At 62.5% G+C, this 25,420-nt stretch carries 25 protein-coding genes; 15 read left to right on the plus strand and 10 right to left on the minus strand.

Features of this window, described 5'->3' with window-relative positions; all coding sequences use genetic code 11:
• Positions 1–340 precede the first annotated feature (340 nt).
• The gene (locus DEIDE_RS18495; protein ID WP_012694066.1) at positions 341–1,039 is read left to right on the plus strand and encodes a prepilin-type N-terminal cleavage/methylation domain-containing protein; all 699 of its coding nucleotides are present in this window, start codon (positions 341–343) and stop codon (positions 1,037–1,039) included.
• A 236-nt stretch (positions 1,040–1,275) separates the two neighbouring features.
• Here DEIDE_RS18495 and DEIDE_RS11170 read toward each other — a convergent pair whose 3' ends face one another.
• Together DEIDE_RS11170 and DEIDE_RS11175 are read right to left on the minus strand one after the other, a co-directional pair.
• Positions 1,276–1,854: a biotin transporter BioY gene (locus tag DEIDE_RS11170; RefSeq protein ID WP_012694067.1), complete on the minus strand. Its 579-nt coding sequence runs from the start codon at positions 1,852–1,854 to the stop codon at positions 1,276–1,278.
• 13 nt (positions 1,855–1,867) lie between these two features.
• Positions 1,868–2,797 (minus strand): biotin--[acetyl-CoA-carboxylase] ligase, encoded by a 930-nt coding sequence (locus tag DEIDE_RS11175; protein WP_041227242.1) that lies wholly within the window; start codon positions 2,795–2,797, stop codon positions 1,868–1,870.
• Between the two features lie 127 nt (positions 2,798–2,924).
• On the opposite strand from DEIDE_RS11175, the gene DEIDE_RS11180 reads away from it, so the two are divergent.
• The 7 genes from DEIDE_RS11180 (at position 2,925) to DEIDE_RS11205 (ending at position 7,367) form a co-directional block, all read left to right on the plus strand.
• The gene (locus tag DEIDE_RS11180) at positions 2,925–3,326 is read left to right on the plus strand and encodes a Fur family transcriptional regulator (RefSeq protein WP_012694069.1); all 402 of its coding nucleotides are present in this window, start codon (positions 2,925–2,927) and stop codon (positions 3,324–3,326) included.
• Positions 3,327–3,420: 94 nt separating this feature from the next.
• On the plus strand, positions 3,421–4,134 hold the full coding sequence (locus tag DEIDE_RS11185; RefSeq protein WP_012694070.1) for a hypothetical protein: 714 nt from the start codon (positions 3,421–3,423) through the stop codon (positions 4,132–4,134).
• Between the two features lie 232 nt (positions 4,135–4,366).
• Positions 4,367–4,528 carry a hypothetical protein gene (locus DEIDE_RS19090; protein WP_012694071.1) on the plus strand — a complete coding sequence of 54 codons (162 nt, stop codon included), beginning with the start codon at positions 4,367–4,369 and terminating at the stop codon, positions 4,526–4,528.
• Between the two features lie 102 nt (positions 4,529–4,630).
• Entirely contained in the window at positions 4,631–5,308 is a 678-nt protein-coding gene (locus tag DEIDE_RS11190) for a MarC family protein (protein WP_012694072.1), read from the plus strand.
• 122 nt (positions 5,309–5,430) lie between these two features.
• Positions 5,431–5,997 carry an HNH endonuclease gene (locus DEIDE_RS11195; RefSeq protein WP_012694073.1) on the plus strand — a complete coding sequence of 189 codons (567 nt, stop codon included), beginning with the start codon at positions 5,431–5,433 and terminating at the stop codon, positions 5,995–5,997.
• A gap of 162 nt (positions 5,998–6,159) precedes the next feature.
• Positions 6,160–6,708 (plus strand): HD domain-containing protein, encoded by a 549-nt coding sequence (locus DEIDE_RS11200; protein ID WP_012694074.1) that lies wholly within the window; start codon positions 6,160–6,162, stop codon positions 6,706–6,708.
• Positions 6,709–6,917: 209 nt separating this feature from the next.
• Positions 6,918–7,367 carry a hypothetical protein gene (locus DEIDE_RS11205; protein WP_012694075.1) on the plus strand — a complete coding sequence of 150 codons (450 nt, stop codon included), beginning with the start codon at positions 6,918–6,920 and terminating at the stop codon, positions 7,365–7,367.
• A gap of 294 nt (positions 7,368–7,661) precedes the next feature.
• Here the strand turns inward: DEIDE_RS11205 and DEIDE_RS11210 are convergent, their stop codons facing one another.
• Positions 7,662–8,105, minus strand: a complete 444-nt coding sequence (locus tag DEIDE_RS11210) for a response regulator (RefSeq protein WP_012694076.1) — start codon at positions 8,103–8,105, stop codon at positions 7,662–7,664.
• 350 nt (positions 8,106–8,455) lie between these two features.
• A complete protein-coding gene (locus DEIDE_RS11215; protein ID WP_012694077.1) occupies positions 8,456–9,142 on the minus strand; it encodes a response regulator transcription factor in 687 nt (228 codons plus the stop codon).
• 359 nt (positions 9,143–9,501) lie between these two features.
• Between DEIDE_RS11215 and DEIDE_RS11220 the strand changes: the two genes are divergently transcribed.
• On the plus strand, positions 9,502–11,178 hold the full coding sequence (locus tag DEIDE_RS11220; protein WP_012694078.1) for a ribonuclease J: 1,677 nt from the start codon (positions 9,502–9,504) through the stop codon (positions 11,176–11,178).
• A gap of 69 nt (positions 11,179–11,247) precedes the next feature.
• On the opposite strand, the gene DEIDE_RS11225 is transcribed toward DEIDE_RS11220, so the two are convergent.
• The gene (locus tag DEIDE_RS11225) at positions 11,248–11,442 is read right to left on the minus strand and encodes a hypothetical protein (protein ID WP_041227243.1); all 195 of its coding nucleotides are present in this window, start codon (positions 11,440–11,442) and stop codon (positions 11,248–11,250) included.
• 147 nt (positions 11,443–11,589) lie between these two features.
• Here DEIDE_RS11225 and clpP point away from each other — a divergent pair, with 147 nt between their 5' ends.
• From clpP to lon, 3 genes are all read left to right on the plus strand, one after another.
• Positions 11,590–12,201 (plus strand): ATP-dependent Clp protease proteolytic subunit, encoded by a 612-nt coding sequence (gene clpP, locus DEIDE_RS11230; protein WP_242402982.1) that lies wholly within the window; start codon positions 11,590–11,592, stop codon positions 12,199–12,201.
• Positions 12,198–13,403: an ATP-dependent Clp protease ATP-binding subunit ClpX gene (gene clpX, locus DEIDE_RS11235; RefSeq protein WP_012694080.1), complete on the plus strand. Its 1,206-nt coding sequence runs from the start codon at positions 12,198–12,200 to the stop codon at positions 13,401–13,403. Before clpP ends, clpX begins: the two co-directional genes overlap by 4 nt.
• A gap of 133 nt (positions 13,404–13,536) precedes the next feature.
• On the plus strand, positions 13,537–15,963 hold the full coding sequence (lon, locus tag DEIDE_RS11240; protein WP_012694081.1) for an endopeptidase La: 2,427 nt from the start codon (positions 13,537–13,539) through the stop codon (positions 15,961–15,963).
• A 150-nt stretch (positions 15,964–16,113) separates the two neighbouring features.
• On the opposite strand, the gene DEIDE_RS11245 is transcribed toward lon, so the two are convergent.
• The 4 genes from DEIDE_RS11245 to pgeF all read right to left on the minus strand — a co-directional run bounded on the left by DEIDE_RS11245 (position 16,114) and on the right by pgeF (position 21,448).
• Positions 16,114–17,364, minus strand: a complete 1,251-nt coding sequence (locus DEIDE_RS11245; protein ID WP_012694082.1) for a type IV pilus twitching motility protein PilT — start codon at positions 17,362–17,364, stop codon at positions 16,114–16,116.
• Positions 17,365–17,403: 39 nt separating this feature from the next.
• Positions 17,404–20,088, minus strand: coding sequence for an ATPase, T2SS/T4P/T4SS family (locus DEIDE_RS11250; protein WP_012694083.1), 2,685 nt, complete (start codon positions 20,086–20,088; stop codon positions 17,404–17,406).
• Positions 20,089–20,162: 74 nt separating this feature from the next.
• Positions 20,163–20,663 carry a YqeG family HAD IIIA-type phosphatase gene (locus DEIDE_RS11255; protein ID WP_012694084.1) on the minus strand — a complete coding sequence of 167 codons (501 nt, stop codon included), beginning with the start codon at positions 20,661–20,663 and terminating at the stop codon, positions 20,163–20,165.
• Positions 20,660–21,448 carry a peptidoglycan editing factor PgeF gene (gene pgeF, locus DEIDE_RS11260; RefSeq protein WP_012694085.1) on the minus strand — a complete coding sequence of 263 codons (789 nt, stop codon included), beginning with the start codon at positions 21,446–21,448 and terminating at the stop codon, positions 20,660–20,662. The genes DEIDE_RS11255 and pgeF overlap by 4 nt, the downstream gene beginning before the upstream one ends.
• Before the next feature lie 117 nt (positions 21,449–21,565).
• Here pgeF and DEIDE_RS11265 point away from each other — a divergent pair, with 117 nt between their 5' ends.
• From DEIDE_RS11265 to DEIDE_RS11275, 3 genes are all read left to right on the plus strand, one after another.
• Positions 21,566–22,348, plus strand: coding sequence for an enoyl-ACP reductase FabI (locus DEIDE_RS11265; protein ID WP_012694086.1), 783 nt, complete (start codon positions 21,566–21,568; stop codon positions 22,346–22,348).
• 94 nt (positions 22,349–22,442) lie between these two features.
• A complete protein-coding gene (locus DEIDE_RS11270; protein WP_012694087.1) occupies positions 22,443–22,856 on the plus strand; it encodes an isochorismatase family protein in 414 nt (137 codons plus the stop codon).
• Between the two features lie 58 nt (positions 22,857–22,914).
• On the plus strand, positions 22,915–23,619 hold the full coding sequence (locus tag DEIDE_RS11275; RefSeq protein WP_012694088.1) for an IclR family transcriptional regulator: 705 nt from the start codon (positions 22,915–22,917) through the stop codon (positions 23,617–23,619).
• Between the two features lie 26 nt (positions 23,620–23,645).
• Here DEIDE_RS11275 and DEIDE_RS11280 read toward each other — a convergent pair whose 3' ends face one another.
• Complete coding sequence (locus tag DEIDE_RS11280; RefSeq protein WP_012694089.1) at positions 23,646–25,340, minus strand: dynamin family protein; 1,695 nt, start codon at positions 25,338–25,340, stop codon at positions 23,646–23,648.
• Between the last annotated feature and the right edge of the window lie 80 nt (positions 25,341–25,420).

A 25,420-nucleotide genomic window follows, 5' to 3' on the forward strand; every position in this document is an offset into this window, starting at 1 on the left:
CCCTCAGCGACAGTGCCATCCTACAACGTGTCGCGGAAGGACTCCAGCGCCAATGGTCAGACCGGACAGACGCCAATCCTGCAGACACCTCTAAAGAAACCCGCGGGCAGTTCCGGCTCCGGCATGCCTGCATAGACACTACAGCCATGGTAATTCCAGACGGTGTAACCGTGACCCTAGTCGACCTTACCCCAGGCGCTACCGGGAGCTTCACTGCGTCGACTGCCTACTCGCTCGCGGCTACATGCGGCGCCGAGCGCCCTACTGGTACTGTCCGCCAAGTCACCCTGGCTTTTGATAATCCTAGTGAAAAGCCGTCCAGAATTACTTTGGAGTTCTTTTGAACTCTAACGCTTCTCGATCCCAGGGTGTCACATTGGTTGAATTGCTGGTCGGTCTCGGGTTAATCGGCGTAGTCTTAACAGCTTTGAACAGCCTGACGATATCCTCGATGCAGGCAAGCGGCCTGCTCACCGCGCGCTCACGCCTGCAGTCCGACGCCGTAATTGCCAATCAGCTTATTGCCGCACGGTTGAAAGAAAGCTGCGCCGTGTATCCGCAAAACGCCAGTTTAACGTACCCAGCCATCGCTGGAACGGTGCACGGAGGCTCTAGGACGTGGCAGGTCGGCGCGGACCCTTTCGTCGCCTTCGTAATTCCAGAGGATAGCGGCACGCGATTTATCGCCTACCACCTCCTTACTGCCGCCGAATATAATGCTCAAATGCCTGCTGAACAGCAACTCCCCGCTGTTGAAGAGAGCAACCGAGTGCTAATGGAGTACAGCGTGTCTCTTCCAACGGGAACGTGCGCTGCCCCGCCGGCTGGTCCCCCTTCCGGGGGAAATGCCGCCCTTGTGACTGATCACGTTCGCCAGCCCACCGCTACCGAGCCACTGTTCGTGGTGCAAGATGATCTTTCTGTCACTGTTCGGCTACGGTATGCAACGGGAAACGGCGCCCAGGTGGTTTTACCTGCACTGAGTCGCGGACCCTACCTCCTTGAGCTTATGGGCCGCAATTTACCTCTCAGTGATTGAAGGACGTTTGCGTAGTGTGCAACGCCGCGTTTCGTTTACCTGCGCCAGCTGCTGTTTGCCCGGGACTACTGAAAATACACACCTCGGGTCCGCCTTTCGGCGGATGTGCAGCTCCTGCTCCGTCAGGCACACTGAATTTACTTCGGGCAGGGCTTTCTCCAGGGAACGCATCGACAACCTGCCCAAAGCAGCGTACCCCCACCGCTCATTGCGGTGGGGGTACGTGTTGGCAGGGCTCAGCGTTTGCCGGTCAAGGTCCAGGCCGCCGGCAGCAACAGCGCAGCCAGTCCCAGCTTGAGCAGGTCGCCGATAATAAACGGAATCAGGCCAGCATTCAGCAGGGCCTTCCCACTCAGACCGGTAACCATGCCGAGCCAGGGCAGGCCCAGGGCGTAGATCACTACACTGCCCGCCAGCATGGCCAGGGCCGTGCCCAGGAAGCGACGGTCCAGAGCAAAACGCTCTACCAGAAAGCCCACCAGCGCGGCGGCCAGCGGATAGCTCAGCAGGTACCCGCCGCTGGGTCCCAGAATGCGCGCCAGGCTGCCGCTTCCTCCGGCAAAGACCGGCAATCCGGCAGCACCCGCAGCGAGGTACAGCGCCAGCGCAGCGAAAGCACGTTTCCAGCCCAGGGCGGCACCGACCAGCAGCACGCCCAGAGTCTGCAGTGTCAGGGGCACCGGCTTGAGAGGCACCTCGACCTGGGCCAGCAGGCTGACCAGAGCGGCGCCTCCGGCGATCAGCAGCAGGTCACGTGTGAGGTTGTTGGCGGGAACGAGGGTGCGGGCCAGTGTAGGGTGAGTGATCTGGGTCATAGCAGTCCTTTTTTCAAGAATTGGGCGGAGAAGACAGAGGCAGGGAGCCGATCAACTGAACGTCACCTGCGCTGATGGTGTGCACCTGACCGTCAGGGTCCTGCACCTGGAGATTGCCGTGCGTGTCGAGGTCAATGGCTGTTCCCTGTACGGTTCCCCGTGGAGTGTTCACGTGGACCGCCTGGCCAAGCGTCAGACTCGCCGCACGCCACGCCGAGAGCACGTCCTCTGCCGGCTGAACCAGCCAGTGCTCCAGCGCACCCAGCAGGCGGCCCAGCAGCTCGGCCCGTGTCAGGCCAGGCTGGGTTTCATGCAGGTGCGCAGCTCCAGGCGGCGCACTGCCCACGTTCACCCCGATGCCCAGGACTGCCCGGCGGGCTTCCTCACCGCGCAGGTCTGCTTCAAGCAGAATGCCGGCAAGTTTGCGTCCATCGAGCGTCAGCAGATCATTGGGCCATTTGAGTCCACCGGTTCTGCAAGCCTCGTGCACGGCGACCCCGGCAGCCAGCGGCATCAGGGCCAGGTCCGGCAGGGTCAGCGGAGCACACAACAGCACACTGAAGACCAGGGTGTCCTGGGGTGTGTCCCAGGCGCGCCCACGACGACCACGACCTGCAGTCTGGCGCTCTGCAACGACCACAGCCCCATGCGGCGCGGGACTCGTGGGGTGTTCGGCCCAGAGCCGGAGATCATCCTGGGTACTGGTCGTGGTGCCGGTATAGCGGAGCGCACGCCCAAAAACGCCGTGTACCGGTACAAGCCCGGGGGCCGGCGTACCGGGTTCCAGTGCATAGCCCTGGCGTGAAACGATGATGGGCACACCCTGATCGGCCAACCGGCGCGCCAGGGTATGAACAGTCACGCGCCCGACGCCAAGCTGTTCGCCCAGTGCGTCGCCCGTCTGGGGCAGGGCACTCAGCAGGGGCAGCAGACGGTCAGACACGTTCAGTGTTTTACGTGGTTTTCTGAACGAAAGCAAACGAAAGCAATGAACCCGGTGCAACAATGTGCGAGACACACGCTCCTGTCTGAGGTCAGGGCGGGGTCAGCTGGTTTGCTAGACTGCTCACATGACGATGGTGCGGCAGACGCGGCAGCGGGCAGCAGTGATCGAGGTGCTGCAGGCCTCGCGCGCCCATCCCGACGCCGCCTGGATTCATGCGCAGGTGCGGGCAAAGCTGCCCAGCGTCAGCCTGGGGACCGTCTACCGGACACTCGACGCCCTGGTCCGTGACGGTGTCGTGGTAACCATCGAACGTGCTGGACAGGCCACTCGGTATGACTACCGCCATGACGGGCAGGACCATCACCACGCTGTATGTCGCTCGTGTGGGACGATTTTCGACGTCAAGGCTGAGGCCAAACCCCTGATTCCAGCGGCAGCCCTGCCAGCTGGCTTCCAGGTGACCGACGTGCGGCTGGAATTTATGGGCCTGTGCACAGGGTGTCAGCAGCCCAGCGTCAAACACTGAGAACAGTCTGACGAGGTCCCAGGAAACCCGGCCCTGGGGTGCCTCAGGGCTTATAGGTCCATTTGCCTTTCGGGCACACGCTAGCCTGCACTTCATGAGCCTGCCCCCCTCTTCTTCTGCAGCCGCACTCCCGCCTCGTTCCGGTGCGGGAGCACTGCAGAGCTTTGTCCTGGGCTGGGCTGCCGGAGCCGCCCTGACCCTGCTGGTGCGGGCGCTGGGGGGCGCCCTGCTCAGCGGACCCTGTGAAGGCTATACCTTGCTGGCGCTTCTCCCTCCCCTGTTGCTGGGACCAGGTGGGCTGGGCTTCACCGCGACCCAATGGCGCAGTCCACGCCGCGCTGCTCTGGGCCTGGGGTTGGTCACAGCTTCCCTGGTTCCTGCGCTGTTTGTAGGGGTACAGGACATCGGGCGTCTCCGGGGGAACGGGTGTGCGGGAGGATACATCGTGTTTACCGGCCAGAGTGCGGCAGAAGCGCAACAGGCGGTTCGCCAGCAGAAATCCGTGTCGACGCTGAGCCTTGTGTCTGGCAGCACCCAGAACCTGACAGGCCGCCTCGGCGGATACAGGACGCAGGAGTATCCAGAGCCTTTTTTCCTGAGTGCCCGCAGCAGTGCCCCGGGTGTACGTGTCACCCTGCCGCGCACGAGGGTCCGCGCCGGCGAGACATTTCCGGTTCGGGTCCAGGCCGTCCCGGGAACCGGGGCCAATACATACACTGTCGCGATCACCGCGCGGGGCACTCAGGGAGAACGCGAGGTTACCGCAACCGGAAACCTGGACATCACCGTGCGCCGGGCCACCCCCTGAGCTCGCCAGCCAGGAAACGTCCAACCGCCCTTTCAACACCTCCTGTGGAAAGAAAAGCAGCGGGTTAAGGTCCGGTTCCTGTTCAAAACAGATCCATCTGCGGCTCGTCCGGTGCGGCTTGCCAACAAGACCTTCATACTTCAACAGTTCGTGGGCATCAGTTTAATGCCAGTACCCTGACTTCTGAAGCTCAAGGTCATCTTCCCAGGCAAGAGCAGGTTCACACTGAGGCATGGAAATTGTCCTGTTACTGGCCGCCATGACCCTCCTGGTCCTGATGCTGACCTTCCTGTCACTCACCGCCGATGACCGTGCGCTGGCCCAGGACTCTGAAGTCCTCTCGCCAGTGACGGTCTCAAGTGGCAATGAGCGCATGACCACGGGGCACGATTGAATCCTCCGCTTCTTTTCTCGCCGCCGGGGCGCCCTGTATAACGGGCGCCCCGGTTGCGTTTTCAGGGCAACAACGCCAGGTATGCGGTGTTAGGCTGACCGGGTGCCGGAGTGGAGCCAGTTCCTGACGACCATCAACAAGACCTTCCTGACGATGCTGGTTGTCATGGACCCTATTGGTCTGGCTCCTATTTTTATTGGTCTGGCCAGCAACCGTCCCCGCTTTGAACGGCAGCGGGTGGCATTCAAGGCAACCCTGGTAGCGGGGATCATTATCCTGATGTTCGGTCTTTTTGGCCGTGACCTGCTGAAGCACCTGGGAATCAGCCTGAGTGCCTTTCGCATTGCAGGTGGAGTGCTGCTTTTTATGATTGCGCTGGACATGGTGTTTGCACGTCCCAGTGGAAGTAAGGAAACGCCCGAAGAGGAACAGGAGGCCCATGAGCGCCAGGACATCAGCGTGTTTCCCCTGGCTATTCCCCTGATTGCCGGCCCCGGCACCCTGGCAAGCATCATGATCCTGGCGGGCGACGCCCACGGAGAACCGCTCCTGCTGGGCGGCGTGTTCTCAGTGACCTTCCTGGTGCTGCTGCTGTGCTACCTGGCACTACGCCTTTCAGGCCAGATCGCGCGGGTGATTGGCCTGACGGGAGTCCACGTGGTGACCCGGGTTCTGGGCGTGCTGCTGGGAGCCTTGGCCGTGCAGTACATCGCAGACGGCACTCTGGAGTTATTGCGCGGCGGCCTGAAAATTACGATGCTGCCCCTCGCGGTGGCCTGAGGACCGCCAGCCGCTCTCCCCGAGAAAGACGTCCTGCAAGCCATTTCACGTACTGACAGTAAAGGTTTTGGTAGGTGAGGCGGCGCAACATCGCTCTGACCTGCCCACTTTAGAATGCGCGCATGATTTCCAGAAAGGACATGCCGGGAGGGGAGGAAACGCGAATAGGCCGGGTCGCGGCCGATTTGAATGCGCCGCGGGTGCTGGTGCTGAACGCGTCATACGAGCCGCTGCACGTGACCAGCGCCAAGCGCGCCATCACGCTGGTGCAGTACGGTGTGGCCGAGATCCTGGAAGACAGTGACGATATCGTCCGCTCCCCCAGCATGTACATGCAGGTGCCCAGCGTGATTCGCCTGCGACGTTATGTCCGCCGTCCGAAAGTACATCCGGTTCCGTTCAACCGCCGGAATGTGCTGCGGCGTGACACCTTTGCCTGCCAGTACTGCGGCTCCCGCGATGAGCTGACCATGGACCACGTCATGCCCCGCTCGCGCGGAGGAAGGCATCATTGGGAAAATGTGGTCACGGCCTGCCGGAGCTGCAACCAGCGCAAGGGCAGCCAGACACCAGACGAGGCCGGGATGCCGCTGCGGACCCGGCCTCGCGCTCCCAGCTTCGGGGTGTATGCCCACGGGCAGTACGCCCACTGGCAGCCCGGCTGGGCGGCTTATCTGAACGGCCACTGACCACGGGCTGCAGCGCTCCGTCCTGGTTGTCCTGAGGTCTCCCCTCCGGACTCAGCCCGGCCTTACCACGCAGCGCAAGATCACCTGACCAGTACTTCCTCCTCGCCGCCGGGACGTCATTTTCCCGGCGGTCTGTGTTGGGCAGCTGCTCTAGACTCAGGTATGGACCGTGAACAGGCCTACGCCCTTATGCTGGAACACACTCCCAGCGAGTCACTTCGCCGGCACATGCTGAATGTGGAGGCCGCTATGCGCTGGTATGCCCGGCACTGGGGCGAGGACGAAGAACTGTACGCGGTCACCGGGCTGCTTCACGACTTTGACTACGAGGCGCATCCTGACGAACATCCAAGCTGGGGCGTAGCCTTCCTGCGCGAGCACACCGACACGCCGGATGTCGTCCTCAATGCCATCCTGGGACACGCTACGTTTACCGGTGTGGCGCGTGAAACGCGTCTGGCACGCACCCTATTCGCCGTGGACGAGCTGACCGGACTGGTGCAGGCTGCCGCTCTGATACGTCCTGACCGGGATGTGCGTCAGGTCGAATTGAGCAGCCTGAAAAAACGCTTTCGCAACAAGGCCTTTGCCGCGGGCGTAAACCGTGAGGAGGTACAACAGGGTGCTCAGGAACTGGGTGTTGACCTTGAGACACATATGGCCAACGTCCTGGAGGCTCTACAGACTGTTGGTCAGGTCCCGACCTCATGAGAGACGACATTTTCAGGAGCAGAGTCTATTCAACGACGGAAACCCACGCACTGAAGCTCACGTTGGTTCGGCAGTTGTCTGAGGAGCCTGACTGCGCCTCATAAAGGTCTCCTATGGAAGTTCTCAGCGTCCGGGATGAAACGCGCGTCACAATCACGATTGTTTATCCCCCATCCAGGCGGAACTCAATTCATTCCAGGAGAATTCACATGAACAAGACCCTGCTGACGCTGGCCCTGATATTTGCTGCCCCTGCTACCCTTGCTGTTGCTCCCTCATCCAGCTACGTTCAGGTTCAGGACACCGAAACCACGGAAACGACTGAAACCACGGAGACCACCGAGACCACCGAAGCGACGGACGGCGCCGCCGAAGAAACCGGCGAAGCGGTTGACAACGCTGCTGCCGAAACTGGCGAGGCGGTTGATGACGCCGCAGCTGCCACCGACGAAGCTGTGGACGATGCGGCCACAGCCACCGATCCTAACGGTGATGGCGTGGTCGACACCAACAACGATGGAACCGCCGACACCCGTCAGTTCCCCTGGGGTCTGCTGGGTCTGCTGGGTCTGGCCGGTCTGATGGGCCGCAACCGCCCCACTCCTGTCGTGCACTCCACCACCACGACCACGGGCACCCATTCCAACACCGGCCGCTAAAGCCGCGAGTAGTTCTTCTGATAGAGCCGCCGAAGTAATGTTCGGCGGCTCCATTTTCTGTGCTTTTGTCCTTGTGTTCCGTCCCAGCTGAATACCAGCTTTTGGCTGAGGATAACCAACTGTCTTGTTCTGCTGGCTCTGGCGTTCAGCGTTGAAGAAACACAACGGCAGAGGTTCAAAGAGATCCTCAGCCTAGCAATAGTTCTACGTTTGATGTCCAGAAATACAACGATCAAACCCATAATCAGCAGTGCCCCTTTAAAAGAGGGGCACTGTTATTGCATGACTCTATGATCACGCGCGTGGTGGAAAGCGCACGAAAGTCAGCCAGAAATTCTCGAAAGCCCTCATAGCGCTCAGGAAGTTTTCAAATCCAACAGGCTTGACCACATAGCCGCTGGCATGACGCAAATAGGAGTTGCGCACATCTTCCTCTGCCTGCGAGGTCGTCAGCATAACTACTGGAATGCTGCTCAGCTTCGGATCTGCCTTGATTTCTTCAAGCACTTCCAGGCCGTTTTTGCGTGGCATGTTGATATCCATCAGGATTACATCGGGGCGGGGCGCAGCTGCATATTCTCCCTCACGCCGCAGGAAACGCAGGGCTTCTACCCCGTCTCGCGCGACGTGCATATGGTTCGGGACGCTGGCGTCCTCAAAGGCTTCCAGCGTCAAAAGCACGTCGGGCTCGTTGTCCTCGACAAGCAGGATTTCAATGTGTGGCTGCAGTTCAGTCATGCGGAGTAGGAGGGCTGTGCCGCCGGACGTGTGAAGCAGCACGCGCTTCAGACTTCAGGCGCGGAGTCGAGCCACAAACGATCTCCGTTATGCCCCACGATATTACGGCACATCGTCGGTTCAATACCATCACCGCAGAACATATCAAGCTGAAGCAGACCATGGAGCAAGCTAAAGGCACTTTTATGGTGCCTAAGCACTCTAAAGCTGTGAGTGTCTACAGAGGAGCTTGGATTTTCGGCCCAGGAATCGTAGCCCATCTATGCAGGTGCTTTCGATCAGTGACCGAATAGCTGGGCCTCTGACGGCCAGGGGCCAGGTGGTCCTGAGAAACGCCTTACAGACTCTGCTTAACCACGCAGGGCGTAGCCCACACCACGAACGGTGCGCAGCAGACCATAACCGTCGAGGTCGCGGAGCTTGGCCCGGAGGTTGGCCATGTGGACATCCACCACGTTGCTGCCTTCTGGCAGGCGGCCCTGCCAGATTTCCTGGCCGATCTCCTGGCGGGAGTACACCCGGCCTGGCTGGCGAATCAGAAGGGCAAGGATGTCAAATTCCTTGGGTGACAGACGCAGTTCCTCTGCCTTGTAGGTCACCAGCCGCTTTTGCGGGTCCAGGGTCAGGTCACCCATGCTGAGGCTCTCAGTGATGCGCTGACGCAGCTGAACCTTCACGCGGGCCAGCAGCTCGTCGGGATGGAAGGGCTTGATCAGGTAATCATCGGCACCCAGCCCAAGCAGCCGCACCTTCTCGTCCACAGTGTCACGGGCAGTCAGGACGATAATCGGCACCGCGCTGTTCTTGCGCAGACGCTGGACAACATCACCCCCATCAAAGTCAGGCAGACCCAGGTCGAGCAGAATCAGATCAGGGTGCTCCTCACGGGCTTTGATCAGGCCATTCATGGCGGAGTCGGCGTGTTCGACGGTGTACCCGGCATCTCCTAGGTCCATCTTCAGGACATTGGCAATATCGAGGTCATCCTCAATGACAAGAATGCGTTGGGAAGTCACCCCTGCATCATAAGCGTTCATGAAGGCAGCATGACCACGAAAAGGTCTCTGTAGACACAGTCCACGCTTCTGCCACTGGCAATAAAGGGAAAAAATGCTGTGCAGGCGGTCTGTTATACGCCTGCGCAAACAGATCCGGGCCCACTGGCCTCAACTACACAAGCCAGCAAAAACCACTCCAAAGCTGACGTAAAAGGCTTCACGGGGGGCGAGGGGCGTGTGCTAGCCTGAGGCTACCGCGTTCAGGTTCCGCCGTCTGTACCCCAGGCTGGCCGCGCCGGACGACAAAACCGCACGCATGGCCGCCCAATGCGGGGGCCGAACGCCTCTCATCACAACGCATGGCCCCCGAATTGGGCCCCCGCGAAACGGAGTTCCAGATGACCAAAGCGACGAACGACGCGCCCGCCGACCAGAGCGCCACGCCCTATTTGGAAGTGATGCCGCTGGGCGGCATGGGCGAGATCGGCAAGAACATCACCGTCTACCGCTACGGCGACGAAATCATGGTGGTGGACGGTGGCCTGGCCTTCCCGGATTCCTATCAGGTGGGGATTGACCTGATCGTGCCGCGCATTGACTATCTGCAGCAGAACGCCGAGCTGATCAAGGGCTGGATTCTGACCCACGGCCACGAGGACCACATCGGTGGCCTGCCGTACATCCTGCCCCGCCTTCCAAGGGTGCCGGTCTACGGCGCGCCGCTGACCCTGGGGCTGGTCCGCGAAAAGCTGGCCGAGTTCGGCCTGAAAGACGGGGACATTGACCTGCGCGAAGCCGATACCAACGCCAAGGTCCAGATCGGCACGCATTTCGGCGTGGAGTTCATCCGCATGACCCACTCCATCCCGGACAATACCGGCTACATCCTGACCACCCCGGTCGGCCAGGTGCTGCACACCGGTGACTTCAAGCTTGACGAGGAGCCCAGCGACGGTCAGCTGTCGGATCTGGGACGCATCGAGCAGGCTGGCAAGGAAGGCGTTCTGCTGCTGATCAGCGACTCGACCAACGCCGAGCGCCCCGGACGCACCGCCAGTGAGGCCGAAGTCGCCCGTAACCTGGAAAGCCTGATTGCCAGCTGCAAGGGCCGGGTGTTCATGACCACCTTCGCCTCGAACGTGCACCGGATCCAGAACGTCATCAACATTGCGCACCGCCAGAGCCGCCGTGTGGTCATGGAAGGCCGCAGCATGCTGAAGTACGCCCAGGTGTCCCAAAGCCTGGGGTACATGGAACTGCCTGAGCCGTTCCTGACCAACGACGAGGTCGGCACCCTGCAGGACCAGCAGGTGCTGTATGTCTGTACCGGCTCCCAGGGCCAGCCGATGAGCGTGCTTTCGCGCCTGGCCTTCGGCAATCACGCCAAGATCGCCCTGCGGCGCGGTGACAGCGTGATTCTGTCCAGCAACCCCATTCCTGGCAACGAAGAAGCGGTCAATCTGGTGATCAACCGCCTGTACGAACTGGGCGTGGACGTGTACTACCCGCCCACCTACCGCGTACACGCCTCCGGGCACGGGTCCCAGGAGGAACTGGCCACGGTGCTGAATCTGGCACGGCCCAAGTTCTTCCTGCCCTGGCACGGTGAACCCCGTCACCAGATCAACCATGCCAAGCTGGCCCAGACCCTCCCCCGCCCGCCCAAGCGCACGCTGATTGCCCGCAACGGAGACGTGGTGCGGCTCGGCCCCGATGAATTCAAGGTGACAGGCACGGTGCCTGCCGGCGCCGTCTATGTGGACGGCCTGGGCGTAGGCGACGTGAGTGACGACGTACTGCTCGACCGCGTGAACATGAGTCAGGAGGGCCTGATCATCATGACGGCGGTGCTGCATCCCACCCCCCACGTGGAGATTGTCTCGCGCGGCTTCGTGCGCCCCAACCGCGAACTGGACGCCCAGATCCGCCGGGTGGCCCTGGAAGCGGTAGAGACGGGCATGCGCGAGAAAAAACGCCTGGAAGACGTGCGGGACGATATGTACGGAGCCGTAAGACGGTTCGTGCGCAAGGTGACTGGCCGCAACCCCGTGCTGATTCCCATGATTGTGGACTGACACGTACTGCTGGGAAAGTCAGAAGCAGGGCCAGGAGCGATTGCTCCTGGCCCTGCCCTGTTGCCGGACTCAGTCCTCGACGATGGTGGTCGTCGTGGTGGTCTGGGTCACTTCAGGGGCCGGCTGGACCGCCACTTCCCTGTGAACCTCGTGGTGCTCGGTATGGGTGTGGGTCTCGCTGCCGCTGACGGCGCCGGACGAATGGGACTCCTTGACCTCGGTATGTTCGGACCGTGTAACAGTGCTGTCGTCTCTTCCTGTCATGTCAAACCTCCTGTGATTGAAATGGACCTTCAGGGTAGACGAGCTGGGCGCGGAAAACGGGCCGCATTAATTTTTCGGCAAGTGCCGCAATCTCCTCTACACCTGAGGGCAGTCTTGCCCACCTTCCTCCCACTGACCCATGCGATAATGCCGCCCATGAGCGTTATTCCCTACGTGATCGAGCAGACCGGACGCGGTGAGCGGATGTATGACATCTACTCGCGGCTGCTGAAAGACCGGATTATTTTCGTGGGGACTCCCATTGAATCCCAGATGGCCAATACCATCGTCGCGCAGCTGCTGCTGCTTGACTCCCAGAACCCCGAGCAGGAAATCCAGATGTACATCAACTGTCCCGGCGGTGAGGTTTATGCCGGGCTGGCCATCTACGACACCATGCGTTACATCAAGGCACCCGTGTCGACCATTTGTGTGGGCATCGCCATGAGCATGGGCAGTGTCCTCCTGATGGCTGGCGACAAGGGCAAGCGCATGGCCCTGCCCAACAGCCGGATCATGATTCACCAGGGCTCGGCGGGCTTCCGCGGCAACACCCCTGACCTGGAAGTGCAGGCCAAGGAAGTGCTTCACCTGCGTGACAAGCTCGTGGAGATCTACCACAGACACACGGATATTCCGCACGAGAAACTGATGCGTGATATGGAGCGTGACTACTTCATGTCGCCAGAAGAGGCCATGCGCTATGGGCTGATCGACAGCGTCATCGAGAACACCCGGGACCTGGGAGGCGTGCAATGACCAAGGGAGGGGACCGCTGCTCGTTTTGCGGGCGGCAACATCCACAGATCGCGCAGCTGATCGAGGCTCCGGGACGTGCGGCGTTTATCTGCAACGAATGCACCGAGCGCGCCAGCGAACTGGTCAAGCAGAACAAGAAGAGTGGCGGCGACTTCCGTATTGAAGAACTGCCGACTCCCAAGGAAATCAAGGCCTACCTGGACGACTTCGTGATTGGTCAGGACGAGGCGAAAAAAGCTCTGGCCGTTGCTGTGGTCAGTCACTACCAGCGCCTGGCGCATCCCGACGTCAACCTGCAGAAAAGCAACATCCTTCTGATCGGCCCGACCGGCACCGGCAAGACCCTGCTGGCCCAGAGTCTCGCCGAGATGCTGGAAGTACCCTTTGCAATTGCCGACGCCACCACCCTGACCGAAGCCGGGTATGTGGGCGACGACGTGGAGAACGTCATCGTGCGCCTGCTCCAGGCCGCCGAGTACGATGTCGGTGCTGCCGAGCGCGGAATTATCTACATCGACGAGATCGACAAGATTGCCCGTAAGTCCGAAGGCACCAGCATCACCCGTGACGTGTCTGGCGAAGGTGTGCAGCAGGCGCTGCTGAAAATCATCGAAGGCACTGTCGCGCAGGTCCCGCCGCAGGGAGGCCGCAAGCACCCGCAGCAGGAACTGGTGCAGGTCAACACGAAAAACATTCTGTTTATCGTGGGCGGGGCCTTCGAGAGCATGGGCGAGATCGCCCGCGCCCGCACCAATGTCCGCGCTGTGGGCTTCGGCGCCGAGCACAAGGGCGACGAGAAGGAAGAGCTGCGTTTTCTCCCCGAGGATCTGGTCAAGTTCGGTCTGATTCCGGAGTTCGTGGGCCGCCTGCCCCTGGTGGTGCAGTTGCAGGATCTCGATGAGGAAGCGCTGGTACGTATCCTGACCGAGCCGCAGGGCGCGATCATCAAGCAGTATCAGGCCCTGTTCGGCTTCCAGAACGTGAACCTGGAATTTACCGACGCCGCCCTGCGTGAAGTGGCCCACCGCGCCCGTGAGCGCAAGACCGGCGCCCGTGGGCTGCGTGCCGTGCTGGAAAAGGCCATGACCGACCTGCTGTTCGAGCTGCCCATGGAGGGCCTCACCGAACTGCGCTTTGACGCCGAGAACATTGACCGGCCTATGAGCGTGCTTGAGTCTAAGGGACTCAAGAAGTCTGCCTGATAGCAACGTAAATTACAGCACCCTGCGCCCCAGGTCCGTAGAATCTCTGGACACTTCGGGCGGGGGTGTTGTCTTTTATATCCTCGCGGTACACTCAAACATTCCCGCCTAAGCGCGGTCTCAAGGAGCAAGCATGATCTGGGAACTTCCCGTAGTTGCACTGAGAAACATCGTGATCCTGCCCGGCGTCACCATGAATGTGGACGTGGGGCGGCCCAAAAGCAAGCGCGCGGTCGACGAAGCCCAGGCTTCTGACCGCCGGGTGTTGCTGCTGACCCAGCGTGACGCCCGCACCGACGACCCCGCCCTGGGCGAACTGTACGACATGGGCGTGCTGGCTGTGGTCAAGCAGGTCGTTCGTATGCCCGACAACACCTACCAGGTGCTGGTCGAAGCCCAGGAGCGTGCCAGGGTTGAAGGAGAGGTGCCCAGCGCCTACCTGCGCGTGCGCGCCGAGACGCAGCCCACGCCTGCCGACGAGAGCCGCGAAGTTGTCGTGCTGGCCAACGAGGTCAAGTCGGCCTTCGAGGAATACCAGCGCCAGAACAAGAACCTACGTCTGGACAACTATCAGCTTGAAGGCCTCAAGGCCCTGACCGACACCGGAGCCCTGGCTGATCAGGTCGCTCACCATGCCACCTGGACCCCGGAAGAGAAACAGGAAGTGCTGGCAGCCACCGACCTGCGCGGACGTCTGGAAGCGGTCCTGAAGTTCCTGACCCGCGACACCGAGCGCTTCAACATGGACAAGAAGATCGCCGGTCGCGTCAAGGAACAGATGGACGCCAACCAGCGCGAGTACTACCTGCGCGAGCAGATGAAGGCCATCGGCAAGGAACTGGGCGGCGGCGAGGACGGCCCCGCCGAGGTCGAGGCCCTGCGCGAGAAGATCGAGGCCGCCGGCATGCCCGAGTCGGTCAAGGACAAGGCCCTCAAGGAGTTGCAGCGCCTGGAGCGCACGCCCGGTGGCAGCCCCGAGAGCACCGTGGTGCGGAATTACATCGACTGGCTGGTGGACGTGCCCTGGAGCAAGCGTGACGAGGAGATCCTGGATATCACCCGCACGCGCGACATCCTGGACAGCGACCACTACGCGCTGAGCGACGTCAAGGACCGCATCCTGGAATTCCTGGCGGTGCGCCAGCTGACCCATCAGCCCGGTGAGACCGAGGAGCAGCGCCGTGAGCGCAGCGCCGAGGAACGCACCGACGACGCCGAACTGCGCGCCCCCATCCTGTGCCTCGTGGGCCCTCCTGGTGTGGGCAAGACCTCGCTGGGCAAGAGCGTGGCCCGCAGCCTGAACCGCAAGTTCGTACGTATGGCCCTGGGCGGCGTGCGCGACGAGAGCGAGATCCGTGGCCACCGCCGCACCTACATCGGCTCGATGCCTGGGCGCATCATCCAGGGCATGAAGACTGCCGGTGTGATCAACCCGGTCATGCTGCTCGACGAGATCGACAAGATGAGCAGCGACTGGCGCGGCGACCCCAGCAGCGCCATGCTGGAAGTGCTGGACCCCGAGCAGAACCACACCTTCCAGGACCACTACCTGGAAGTGCCCTATGACCTGTCGCAGGTCATGTTCATCACGACCGCAAACAGCCTGCAGACCATCCCCCGCCCTCTGCTTGACCGCATGGAAGTCATCCAGATCCCCGGCTACACCCAGCCGGAGAAGGTCGAGATTGCCCGGCGTTACCGCGTTCCCCGTCAGATCAAGTCACACGGCCTGACCGGCCGGGTCGAGATCACGGACGCGGCGCTTAACCGCATTGTCGAGGAGTACACCGCCGAGAGCGGCGTACGGAACCTGGACCGTCAGATCAGCAAGCTGGCCCGCAAGGCTGCCCGCGAACTGCTGGAAAAGCCCTGGGAAGGCGTGAAGGTCATTGACGCAGCGCAGATCCCTGACTTCCTGGGGGTGCCGCTGCACCGCCCCGACCGCATGGAGAAAGAACCCCAGGTGGGCGTGGCGCAGGGTCTGGCCTGGACCAGCGTGGGCGGCACCATGCTGCTGGTCGAGGCCCTGGCCACTCCCGGCACCGGCAAGATCAGCATGACCGGCAGTCTGGGCGACGTGATGAAAGAAAGCGTGGGCGCGGCTGTCGCCTACCTGCGGGCGCACGCCCACAAGTACGGTGCCGACCCCGATTTCCACAAGAACCTGGACCTGCACGTGCACTTCCCTGACGGCGCTACCCCCAAGGACGGCCCCAGCGCGGGCATCACGATCGCGACTGCAGTCATCAGCGCGGTGACGGGACGCCCGGTGCGAATGGACGTGGCCATGACCGGCGAGATCAGCCTGCGCGGCCGGGTACTGCCGATCGGCGGCGTCAAGGAGAAACTGCTGGCGGCCCACCAAGGCGGTATCCGCGAAGTCATCATTCCCAAGGACAACGAGCCGCACCTGCAGGAAGTGCCCGAGAGCATCCGCGGCGAACTGAAGATCCACGCTGTAGAGCGGGTAGGCGAGGTGCTGGACCTGCTGCTGCTGCCCAAGTCTGAGCAGCCCAGCATTCCGCCGGTGCAAGGCAAGATCAATCAGCCCGGCGCCTGAGCTCCACCAAGAGAAGTCGCTCCCGTAACAACGGGAGCGACTTTGTTCATATCCGCCGTCTCTAGCCTCTCCGGTAAGAGAAATTGCGGTACGCCACGACTGTCTCGTCAAGCCGGAACCTGTGCCAGGCTTCCGGCCCACTGTCTCAGCTCAGCGGCGGCCAAATGGGTTGCTGCTGCCAGCAGGGGTGGCTGGTGCACTACCCCTCCCCGTCTCTGCGCCCCGGCCAGCAGCCGCTCCCGAAGTCGCTGCGGGCGCTGCTGGTGCAAACGCGCCGGGTCCGGTGCCGCCAGGGACACCGAGGCTGGCAGCCGCTCCGGTGCCAGCATTAGGGTCGTTGGCCATTCGGGCAAACTCCTTGGCATCCACGGCACGCTCACTGCCCACGTCGAAGCTGATCATTCGGCGCCGGTACAGGTTGGCCAGGAAGGCGTCCATGGTCACCATGCCCTCACGCGCCCCGGTCTGCATCACGCTGGTGATCTGGTAGGTCTTGCCTTCGCGGATCAGCGCCCGCACGGCCGGGTTGGCAATCAGCAGTTCATAGGCCAGGATGCGCCCAGCACCGTCCAGGCGTGGCAGCAGCTGCTGGGTCATGACTGCGACGAGGTTGTTGGCCAGCTGCACCCGGATCTGCTCCTGCTGCTCTTCGGGGAACACGTCCACGATACGGTCAATGGACTCAGGTGCCGAGTTGGTGTGCAGCGTGCCCATCACCAGGTGTCCGGTTTCGGCGGCGGTAACGGCTGCCTTGATGGTCTCGTAGTCACGCATTTCGCCCACCAGAATCACATCGGGGGCCTGACGCAGCACCGCGCGCAGCGCTGCCTCGAAGTCCATGGTGTCGCTCCCTACTTCACGCTGGTTGATGATGCTCTGCTTGTGCGTGTGCATGAACTCGATGGGATCCTCGATGGTCATGATGTGCATTTTCTTGGTGGCGTTGATGTAGTCGATCATAGCCGCGAGCGTGGTGCTTTTGCCCGAACCCGTGGGCCCGGTGACCAGCACCAGACCACGCGGCGAGTTGGCGATGTCGATCACCTGCTGGGGCAGTCCCATTTCCTGGGCACTCTTGATCTTGGTGGGAATCAGACGCATTACACCGCCCACATTGCCGCGCTGCATAAAGGCGTTCACACGAAAGCGCGCCTTCTCGCCCAGGGCGAACGAAAAGTCCAGCTCGCGCTTCTCCTCGAAGATTCGCTGCTGCTTCTCATTCATCATCGAGTACATCAGCTTGCGGGTCTCGGTGGGGGGTAATACCTCAAAGCCTTGAGAATCGTACACCCCGTGCAGCTTGAACTGTGGTGGCAGGCCGACGGTCAGGATCACGTCGGACGCGCCCTTTTCAGCGGCAAAACGCAGGATATCGGTGATGTCTACAGACGCATGTGTCATAGGCGAACCTCTTCAGTAGGGCGGGAGGGGGCGGAGGGCTTAGCTGCTGGTGACGGCCAGAACTTCTTCTAAGGTGGTAATCCCGTAGAGGGCTTTGTCGATCCCGTCCTGACGAAGGGTTTTCATGCCGCTGAATTTGGTGGCCACGTCGCGGATCTCGGAAGCGTTCTTGCCTCCACCGATCGCGCGGCGGATTGGGTCGTCAATCACCATCAGTTCGTGAATCCCGGTCCGGCCTTTGTAGCCTGTCCCACCACAGCGGTTGCAGCCGGCTCCACGCATAAGTTGCGCGCCCAGAATGTCGTCCTCGGTGATGCCCAGGCGCCGCAAAACGTCCGGATCAGCGTTGGTGGGAGCCTTGCATTCCGGGCATACTCGGCGCACCAGACGCTGGGCAAGCACCCCGACCACAGACGCACCGATGTTGAAGTGCTCCACCCCCATCTCCTCCAGGCGGGTAATCGCGCCAGGAGCGTCGTTGGTGTGCAGCGTGGCCAAGACCAGGTGGCCGGTCAGCGCCGCTTCCACAGCAATCTTGGCCGTCTCGCCGTCACGGATTTCCCCCACGAAGATGATGTCGGGGTCCTGACGCAGGAAGGCGCGCAGCGCGCGGGCGAAGGTCAGGCCCGCCACCGGGTTGACCTGTGACTGCACGATGCCCGGAATCTCGTATTCGACCGGATCCTCGATGGTGGTGGTGTTTTTCTCGGGGCGGGCAATGCGTTTCAGGGTGCTGAAGCTGGTAAAGGACTTGCCCGAGCCGGTCGGACCAGTCACCAGGAAGATGCCGTTGGGCTTCTCGATCACGTCCAGGTAGCGCTGCATGTTGTACGCGGAAAACCCCAGGTTCTCGACCTCGGGAATGTTGCTGGCCTTCTGCAGCAGACGCATCACAGCTTTCTCCCCGTACACCGTGGGCAGGGTGGACAGACGCAGATCGATATCGATGCTGCCTTTCTTGAACCGCACGCGGCCGTCCTGCGGCACCCGCCGTTCGGAGATGTCAAGGTTGCCCATGATTTTGATACGCGCCAGGATGCTCTGTGAGCTGCCTTTGGGCAGTTCCGGCTGCTCACGCAGCACTCCATCTACCCGGTAGCGTACACGCAGCGAGGTCTCGGTGGGCTCGATGTGAATGTCGCTGGCTTCCTGTAGCGCCGCTTCACGGATCAGGTTGTCCACGACGCGGACCACGGCGTTGTCGTCCAGGCCAGCCGATAGGTCCATATCATCATTGCGCTTGGCTTCCCGTTCGCGCTTGTTGGATTCCTGCACCAGTTTCTGGTTCAGGTCGGCCATGTCGCGGTTGCCGTAGTACCGCTCGATCAGGCGGGTGATGTCCTTTTCGGCCATGACCGCTGGAATCACGTCACGACCCGTAATGAGCTTCAGGTCGTCGAGCGCAAACACGTTGCGGGGGTCCTTCATGGCCACGACCAGCGATTCGCCCTGGAAACGCACCGGGATCACGCCATAGCGCCGCGCGGTAGGTTCAGGAATCAGAGAAGCCACGCCGGCGTCCGGTGGGTTCTGGACCGGGTCGAGAAACTCGTAGCCGAGCTGCGCAGCCAGTGAGCGCGCCAGCATTTCCGGACTGAGTTTGCCCGACTGCACCAGGGTATCTTCCAGACGCCCGCCCCCGGAATTCTGTTTCTGCAGAGCACTATGAATTTCATCAGTACTGGCAAACCCAAGCTCCAGGATCACCTCCCCCAGCGGCTTGACCTTGCCCTCGCGCGACTGCACGTTGAGCGCCTCACGCAGCTGCGCACGCGAGAGCAGGCCCTGCTGGACCATCTGCTCGCCCAGCCGCCCACGCTGTGGGTAGAAACGCTCGATCAGCGCGTCCACGTCGGCGGGGCGGGCCAGAACCAGTTGAACACTGCGGCCCACCAGGGCCTCGATGTCCTCGCGCTTGCGGGAGTCGCTGGTTACGATCGTCACACCCTGCGCGGTTTCATCCACCGGCACGGCATTCAGGCGCAGGGCGTCTGCCCGCAGCATGCTGCCCAGCACATCCTCTGTCGGACTGAAGGCACTGGTGTCATTGATAAACGGCACCCCAATCTGATCAGCCAGGGTCTCATACAGCTGCTTTTCTGTGATGGCCTTCTGGGCCACCAGGGTGATTCCGAGTGGCTCGCCGGTCTGCTGCTGGGCGTCCAGCGCCTGCTGCAACTGCAGGTCCGTGATCAGCCCACGTGCAACCAGGCGCTGGCCCAGCATGCCTCCACCGCTGTTGCCTGACTCGGGCAGATCATCCGGCGAAACCGCTGTCAGGTTCAGCTCGGGATAGTAGGTGGCAATGGCCCACAGAATCTGGTCACGCATGGCCTGGTAGGGCTCGATGTTGAGGTTGCTGTCGTCTTCCAGTGACTCGATGGCCAGGCTTGACAGCGGGTCCACGAGGGCCACCCGCAACGTGCCGCCCTCCACAGCAAATGGAAACGCCTGATGCGTCAGGGACGTCTGCGCCCGAATCATGCGCAGGGCTTCGGGATCAGGCGTGACGACCAGCAGGTTGACCAGCGGCAGACCCAGAGCTTCCTCAAGGGCGCGTGCGATACGTTTTTCGCCTACTACACCTGTGTCGATCAGAACGTCCGCGAGACGGCCACCAACCTCGGAATGCCGCACCAGAACTTTTTGCAGGTCGGTATCGTTGACGTACCCCTGTTCGAGCAGAATGGCACCGAGGCGACGGTCACCAATTGAAAGAGCCATGCTGTTCCTCCATGTGAATGAGCGGTAAGAGTACGGGATACGTCATCGTGAAGCCCAGCGGGCCGAAGGCGGAGTCAGGGATTCCAGTCATGGCCATACCGTCTCAGGACGGCGCGCTCCAGGGTGCGGGCCGCGCGGGTGTGCGGAAGGGCGTTGCTGATCAGGGGACGCACCAGCACGGTATGCAGGCCGCAGAGGTTTCCGCCCAGCACGTCGGTGAAGAGCTGGTCGCCCACCATGCCGACCTCGGTGGGCGGCAGTTGCAGCTCTGCCACCGCCCGCCGGTAAGCACGGGGGCTGGGTTTGCCAGCCATGCCGACTCCTGCAAATCCCAGCTTGTCCAGCCAGAAGGCCGCACGCCGGCCCGTGGCATTGCTGAGCAGGTACAGGCGGATACCAGCCTGACGCAGTTCGCTGGCCCAGCGCATCATGTCGTGAACCTCGTCGTAGCTGCCGTAAGGCACCAGAGTGTTGTCCAGGTCCAGCAGCAGCCCCCGCAGCCCGCGCACCTCCAGGAATTCAGGGGTGATCTGCGTGATGTGGTCAATCACGTCGTCGGGGCGGAGCAGGCTCATGCCTGCACCTCTGCGGGCAGCCTGCGCCCGATCACGGCCCACATTCGCCCGGTGCGGCCTGCGTCGCGGCGGTAGGAGTAGAAGTCCTCTTCAGTCGAGCAGCGTCCGCTGAGCCATACGTTGCCTTCGGGGACGCCCGCCTCACGCAGTACGCTGAGGTTGGCCGCGGCGAGATCAAGGTGCACCCTCCCATTGTTCAGCACGACTGCGTGGCCCAGACCAGCCTTCTGAAATTGCCCTGCCAGTTCCGGGCTGACCTCGTACCGTGCTCCGCAGATGCCGGGGCCTACGGCGACCTTCAGGCGTTCCGGGACAGCGCCCAGCCGTGTCATGGCCTGCACGGTATACGCGGCAATGCGCCCCAGCGTGCCCTTCCAGCCGGCATGGGCCGCCCCAATAACTCCGGCGTGCGGGTCTTCAAACAGAATCGGGTAGCAGTCTGCGGTACCGATGGTCAGCAGCACACCGCTTCTGTCCGTGACCAGCGCGTCGCCGGTCCACAGACCCGGACCCTGGGCGGTGATCACGTCGGTGCCGTGTACCTGGGTCAGGCGGGCGTAGGACTCCGGGGAAAAGCCCAGGGCCGCCCCAAGGCGCCGCCGGTTTTCCATGACAGCCTGAGCATCGTCTTCACGGTCGTCGAGATTCAGGCCACCTTGGCTCAGATTGCGGTGTGAGGCACCAAAAACACCAGTCGACACCCCGCCTGCGCGCGTGGTAAAAGCGTGCGGCGCCAGAAGATGAGGAGCGCGGAGCAGCATCAGGATTTCAGTATCGGCGCTCATGTCTTCCCCGATTCTGACTGTTCGGCATGAGGGGCGCAGTGAAGGGATACAGAATGCGGCCCGGCAGCTTGCACCGGCTTCAGCCATCCGGCGGCTCACGCTGCTAGAGTCACGGTCATGAGTGTGAGCGTTGACCTTTCCAGCAAGACGGCCCTGGTGATGGGCGTGGCCAATTCCCGCAGCCTGGGTTGGGCCATTGCCGAGCAGCTGCTGAAGGCCGGAGCCCGCGTGGGCTTTTCTTACCAGGGCGAGCGGCTGCAGGGCGAACTGCAGAAGCTGACGGCGGGGTACGAAAACACCTGGATCCAGCAGGCTGACGCCACCAACGAGGACGAGATGACGGCCCTCTTCGCCCGCGTGAAAGAGGAATTCGGGCAACTGGACATCCTGGTGCACTCGATTGCTTTTGCTCCGCGCAGCGCTATGGAGGGCCGCTTCCTCGACACCACACCAGAAGACTGGAACACCGCCCTGACCGTCAGTGCCTACACGCTGGTGTCGGCGGCACGTCATGCAGAGCCTCTGCTGCGCGACGGATCGAGCATCGTAAGCCTGACCTACCACGCCTCGCAGCAGGTCGTACCCAAGTACAACGTGATGGGCGTGGCCAAAGCGGCGCTGGAAGCGGCCACACGCTACCTGGCCGCCGACTTCGGCGAGCGCGAGATCCGCGTCAACACCATCAGCGCCGGCCCCATGCGCACCATCGCGGCCCGCAGCATCCCGGGCTTCGGCGGGCTGTACGACAAAGGCGCGCGCAACGCAGCGTTTGGCCGCAACGCCACCCCTGAAGAGGTCGGCAAACTGGCTCTGTTCCTGCTTTCGGACCTGGGCACCGGCGTGACCGGGCAGACGGTCTATGTCGACGCGGGTCTGAGCATCATGACGGTCAAGGAGTAAGGCCAAGTCTCTCTGCAGGCGGCCCGGGTGGAGCTCCACCCGGGCCGCCTGCTCGTGCGGCGCACCATCGCCCAGCCCGGCTATCATCGGGGCCATGAACCGGAAGGCCACAGCACTCGTGCTCCTGAACGCGCAGCGACATTATCTGGAAGAGCAGCCGGACGAGCCAGTACTGTCGCGGGTCTGGCAGACCCAGCTCCAGGCCGCGCGTGAAGCCGGTCATCTGATTGTGTTCGTCCAGTGGGACGGCCCCCCGGGCAGCTCGGGCGAAACCTTCTCCCGTGGCTGGGTCATCCATCCTGATCTGCGGGCCGAAGCCGGCGACCTGCGGGTACGCGCCACCTCGCCTGACGCCTTTAACAGCAGTGGCCTCGACATCCTGCTGCGCAGTCAAAGGGTAGAGACAGTGAATCTCCTGGCCCTGCCAGACAGTGAGGAAGGACAGGTCACTGCCCACACCGCACAGACGCTGGGCTACACGGTTCATGCGGTTCTGACGCAGGCCTGAACCTGAGATGGGTAGACGGGCGGTGTACTTTCCCTGCTCGTCTGGTTAAGCTGGACACGTGCTGTCCCTGCAAAAGGCCGCAAATATCCTTGGTGCCTTCAGTGCCGAACAACCCGAATGGGGTGTTCGGGCCCTGGCCGCCCATCTGCAGGTCCCCCGCGCCACTGCGCATGCGTATCTGGCTGGTCTGACCGAAGCGGGGTTTCTGCGGCGGACGCCAGCCGGAAAATACCGGCTCTCATGGCATCTGGCGGAAATGGGCGCGCAGCTGACAGCCGCACTGCCGTGGTTTCCCGAGGCCCGCGCGCTGATCACCCGGCTGGCGCTGGAAGTGCAGTCGGTGGCCTTCCTGTGCGTTCTGGAAGGCGAGAACATTGTCGCTGCCATCCGCGAACGTCATCCCGACGCCGACATTGACATGCCATTGGACATTTACCTGCCAGCCACGGCGACCTCCAGTGGCAAGATTCTGTATGCCCACCTGGACCTGCAGCCGCGCAGTTTCGTGGCCTGCACCCAGAGCAGCATTACGACCATGGATGAATGGCGCACCGAAGTTGCGCGGGTCAAGCGGCTGGGATACGCCTACAGCATCGAGGAATGGATTCCCGGGCAGTGCACGCTGGGTGTTCCCTATTACCATGCCGACGGCGTGGTGGCGGCCATCGGCGTACAGATGAGCGCCCAGCGCTACCTGCGCGAGGAAGCGAGCATCCGTCAGCGGGTACTGGATATCGTGCAGGAAGCTGAACTGATGGGTTGAGCCGGAAGCAGGCTCCCGGCGCTGCTTCAGCCCAGGGCCTTGACATCCGCCTGCAAGGACTCCAGCCGGGCGCGCAGTTCGGCGGCGCGGGTCTGGGCGGCGGCCAGACGCACCTGCTCCTGCTCGGTAAAGCGGGTGTAGGGGCTGATCGCATCCCGTAAGCGTGCGTCGGCGCGTTCCTGCTCGCGTTCGTATTCGCGCCGCACGATCTGTTCCAGGGCAGAGCGCAGGTCACTGACCTTCTGACGCAGCTGCCGGTGGGCCTGCAGGCGTTTGTTGGGCAGCACGAACAGCCCCAGGCTGCCCAGCGTCAGGCCAGCCAGGATGCCGCCGGTGAAGTCCAGCGCCGAGGCCCCGATCAATGCGCCGACTCCGGCCCCGATGCCAATTCCCCCGGCCAGGCCGCCTACTGCACCCTTCATGGCGTCCTCAGCGTCACGGGAAAGCTGTCGGCCGAGTTCCTGCTGGGTGGTGTTTTCCAGATGGTCGCGCGCCGAGCCGGCAATGCCCTCCAGCAGCGCACCCCGGTCATAGGAAAAGCGGGTGCGGGCCACCTCGTTGCTGGGCTGGCGGCGGATCAGGAACGCCTGGACATCCTCCCAGAAGTGCAGGTTGGCCTCCACGAAGCGGTCGATCATGTTGCCGAACTGCCGGTCAATGGCTTCCGGCAGGTCACCGACGGCCTCACGCCTGAACTCGTCTTCAATGACACGGCTGTTGATCAGGCCGCGCAGGTTGGAAAAACGCAGTTTGTCGTCGATAAAGCGGTCGGCCCGCACCTCGAATTCGCTCAGCAGCCGCCCTATCCGGTTGAGCTGCCCGTCCAGTTCCCCCAGCATGGTTTCGCGGTGATGTTCGCGCTGGGCTTCAAGGTCGCGCAACACCCCCAGGTCCTCGGTCAGGGTGCGCCGGGCGGCGTCTGCACGCGCTTCCTCGCCACTGAGCAGTTCGCCGGTCGTGGCGAGCGGATTGGCCAGCTTCAGCCGGGTGCGCTCGGTTTCCGAGAGCCGCATCTTCAGGATTTCACGCAAAGCGAGGAACCCCGGGTCGCCGCCGCGCTGCTCACCGCGCGCACTGATCAACAGCACCGGTGGGGTCAGCCCCAGTACGCCCCGCGCGCCATTTTCGACGAACTCACGGACCTGTGACTTCTGCTCGGTGGTCTCCAGGAGGTCGGCCTTGTTGACCACCATGATGACCTGCCGCCCCCAGCGTGCGGCCAGAGACAGGAACTGCCGCTCGGACTCGGTAAAGGGCCGGTCGGCGCTCGTCAGGAACAGCACCAGATCCGCCCGGGGCAGAAAACCTTCGGTGAGCGCCTGATGCTGGCGGATGATCGCATTGGTGCCGGGTGTGTCCACCAGCGCCACCCCTTCGAGGCTGGGCAGCGGATAGGTGAGGCGGCTGACAAAGGGATCACGCGTGGGCTCCATCTGTCCGGGCTGCTCGCCGTGCACCAGCACGTAGATACGGTCGGTGGTGGGCGTGACACCCTCGGGCAGCACCTGGGCTCCCAGCAGGGCGTTGACGAAGCTGCTCTTGCCGGCGTTGAACTCCCCGACCACGACCAGCAGGAAGGTTTCATCCAGGGCGCGCGCCGCCGTGCGGGCGTGCTCCAGCGCCTCGGGCGGAGCTCCATGCACCTCCAGGAAGGCCTGCACGTCGCTCAGCAACACCCGTTCACGGGAAAGAAGGTCCTGCACGCGGTCAGAGACGAGCATATGTCCTCCAGCCTACCCGCGCAGAGCGCGACGGACCTTAGCGTTTCGTGCACGGAAGGGACAGTCCGGCGCAGCACGTC

Source organism: Deinococcus deserti VCD115, assembly GCF_000020685.1.
GTDB classification, from domain to species: domain Bacteria; phylum Deinococcota; class Deinococci; order Deinococcales; family Deinococcaceae; genus Deinococcus; species Deinococcus deserti.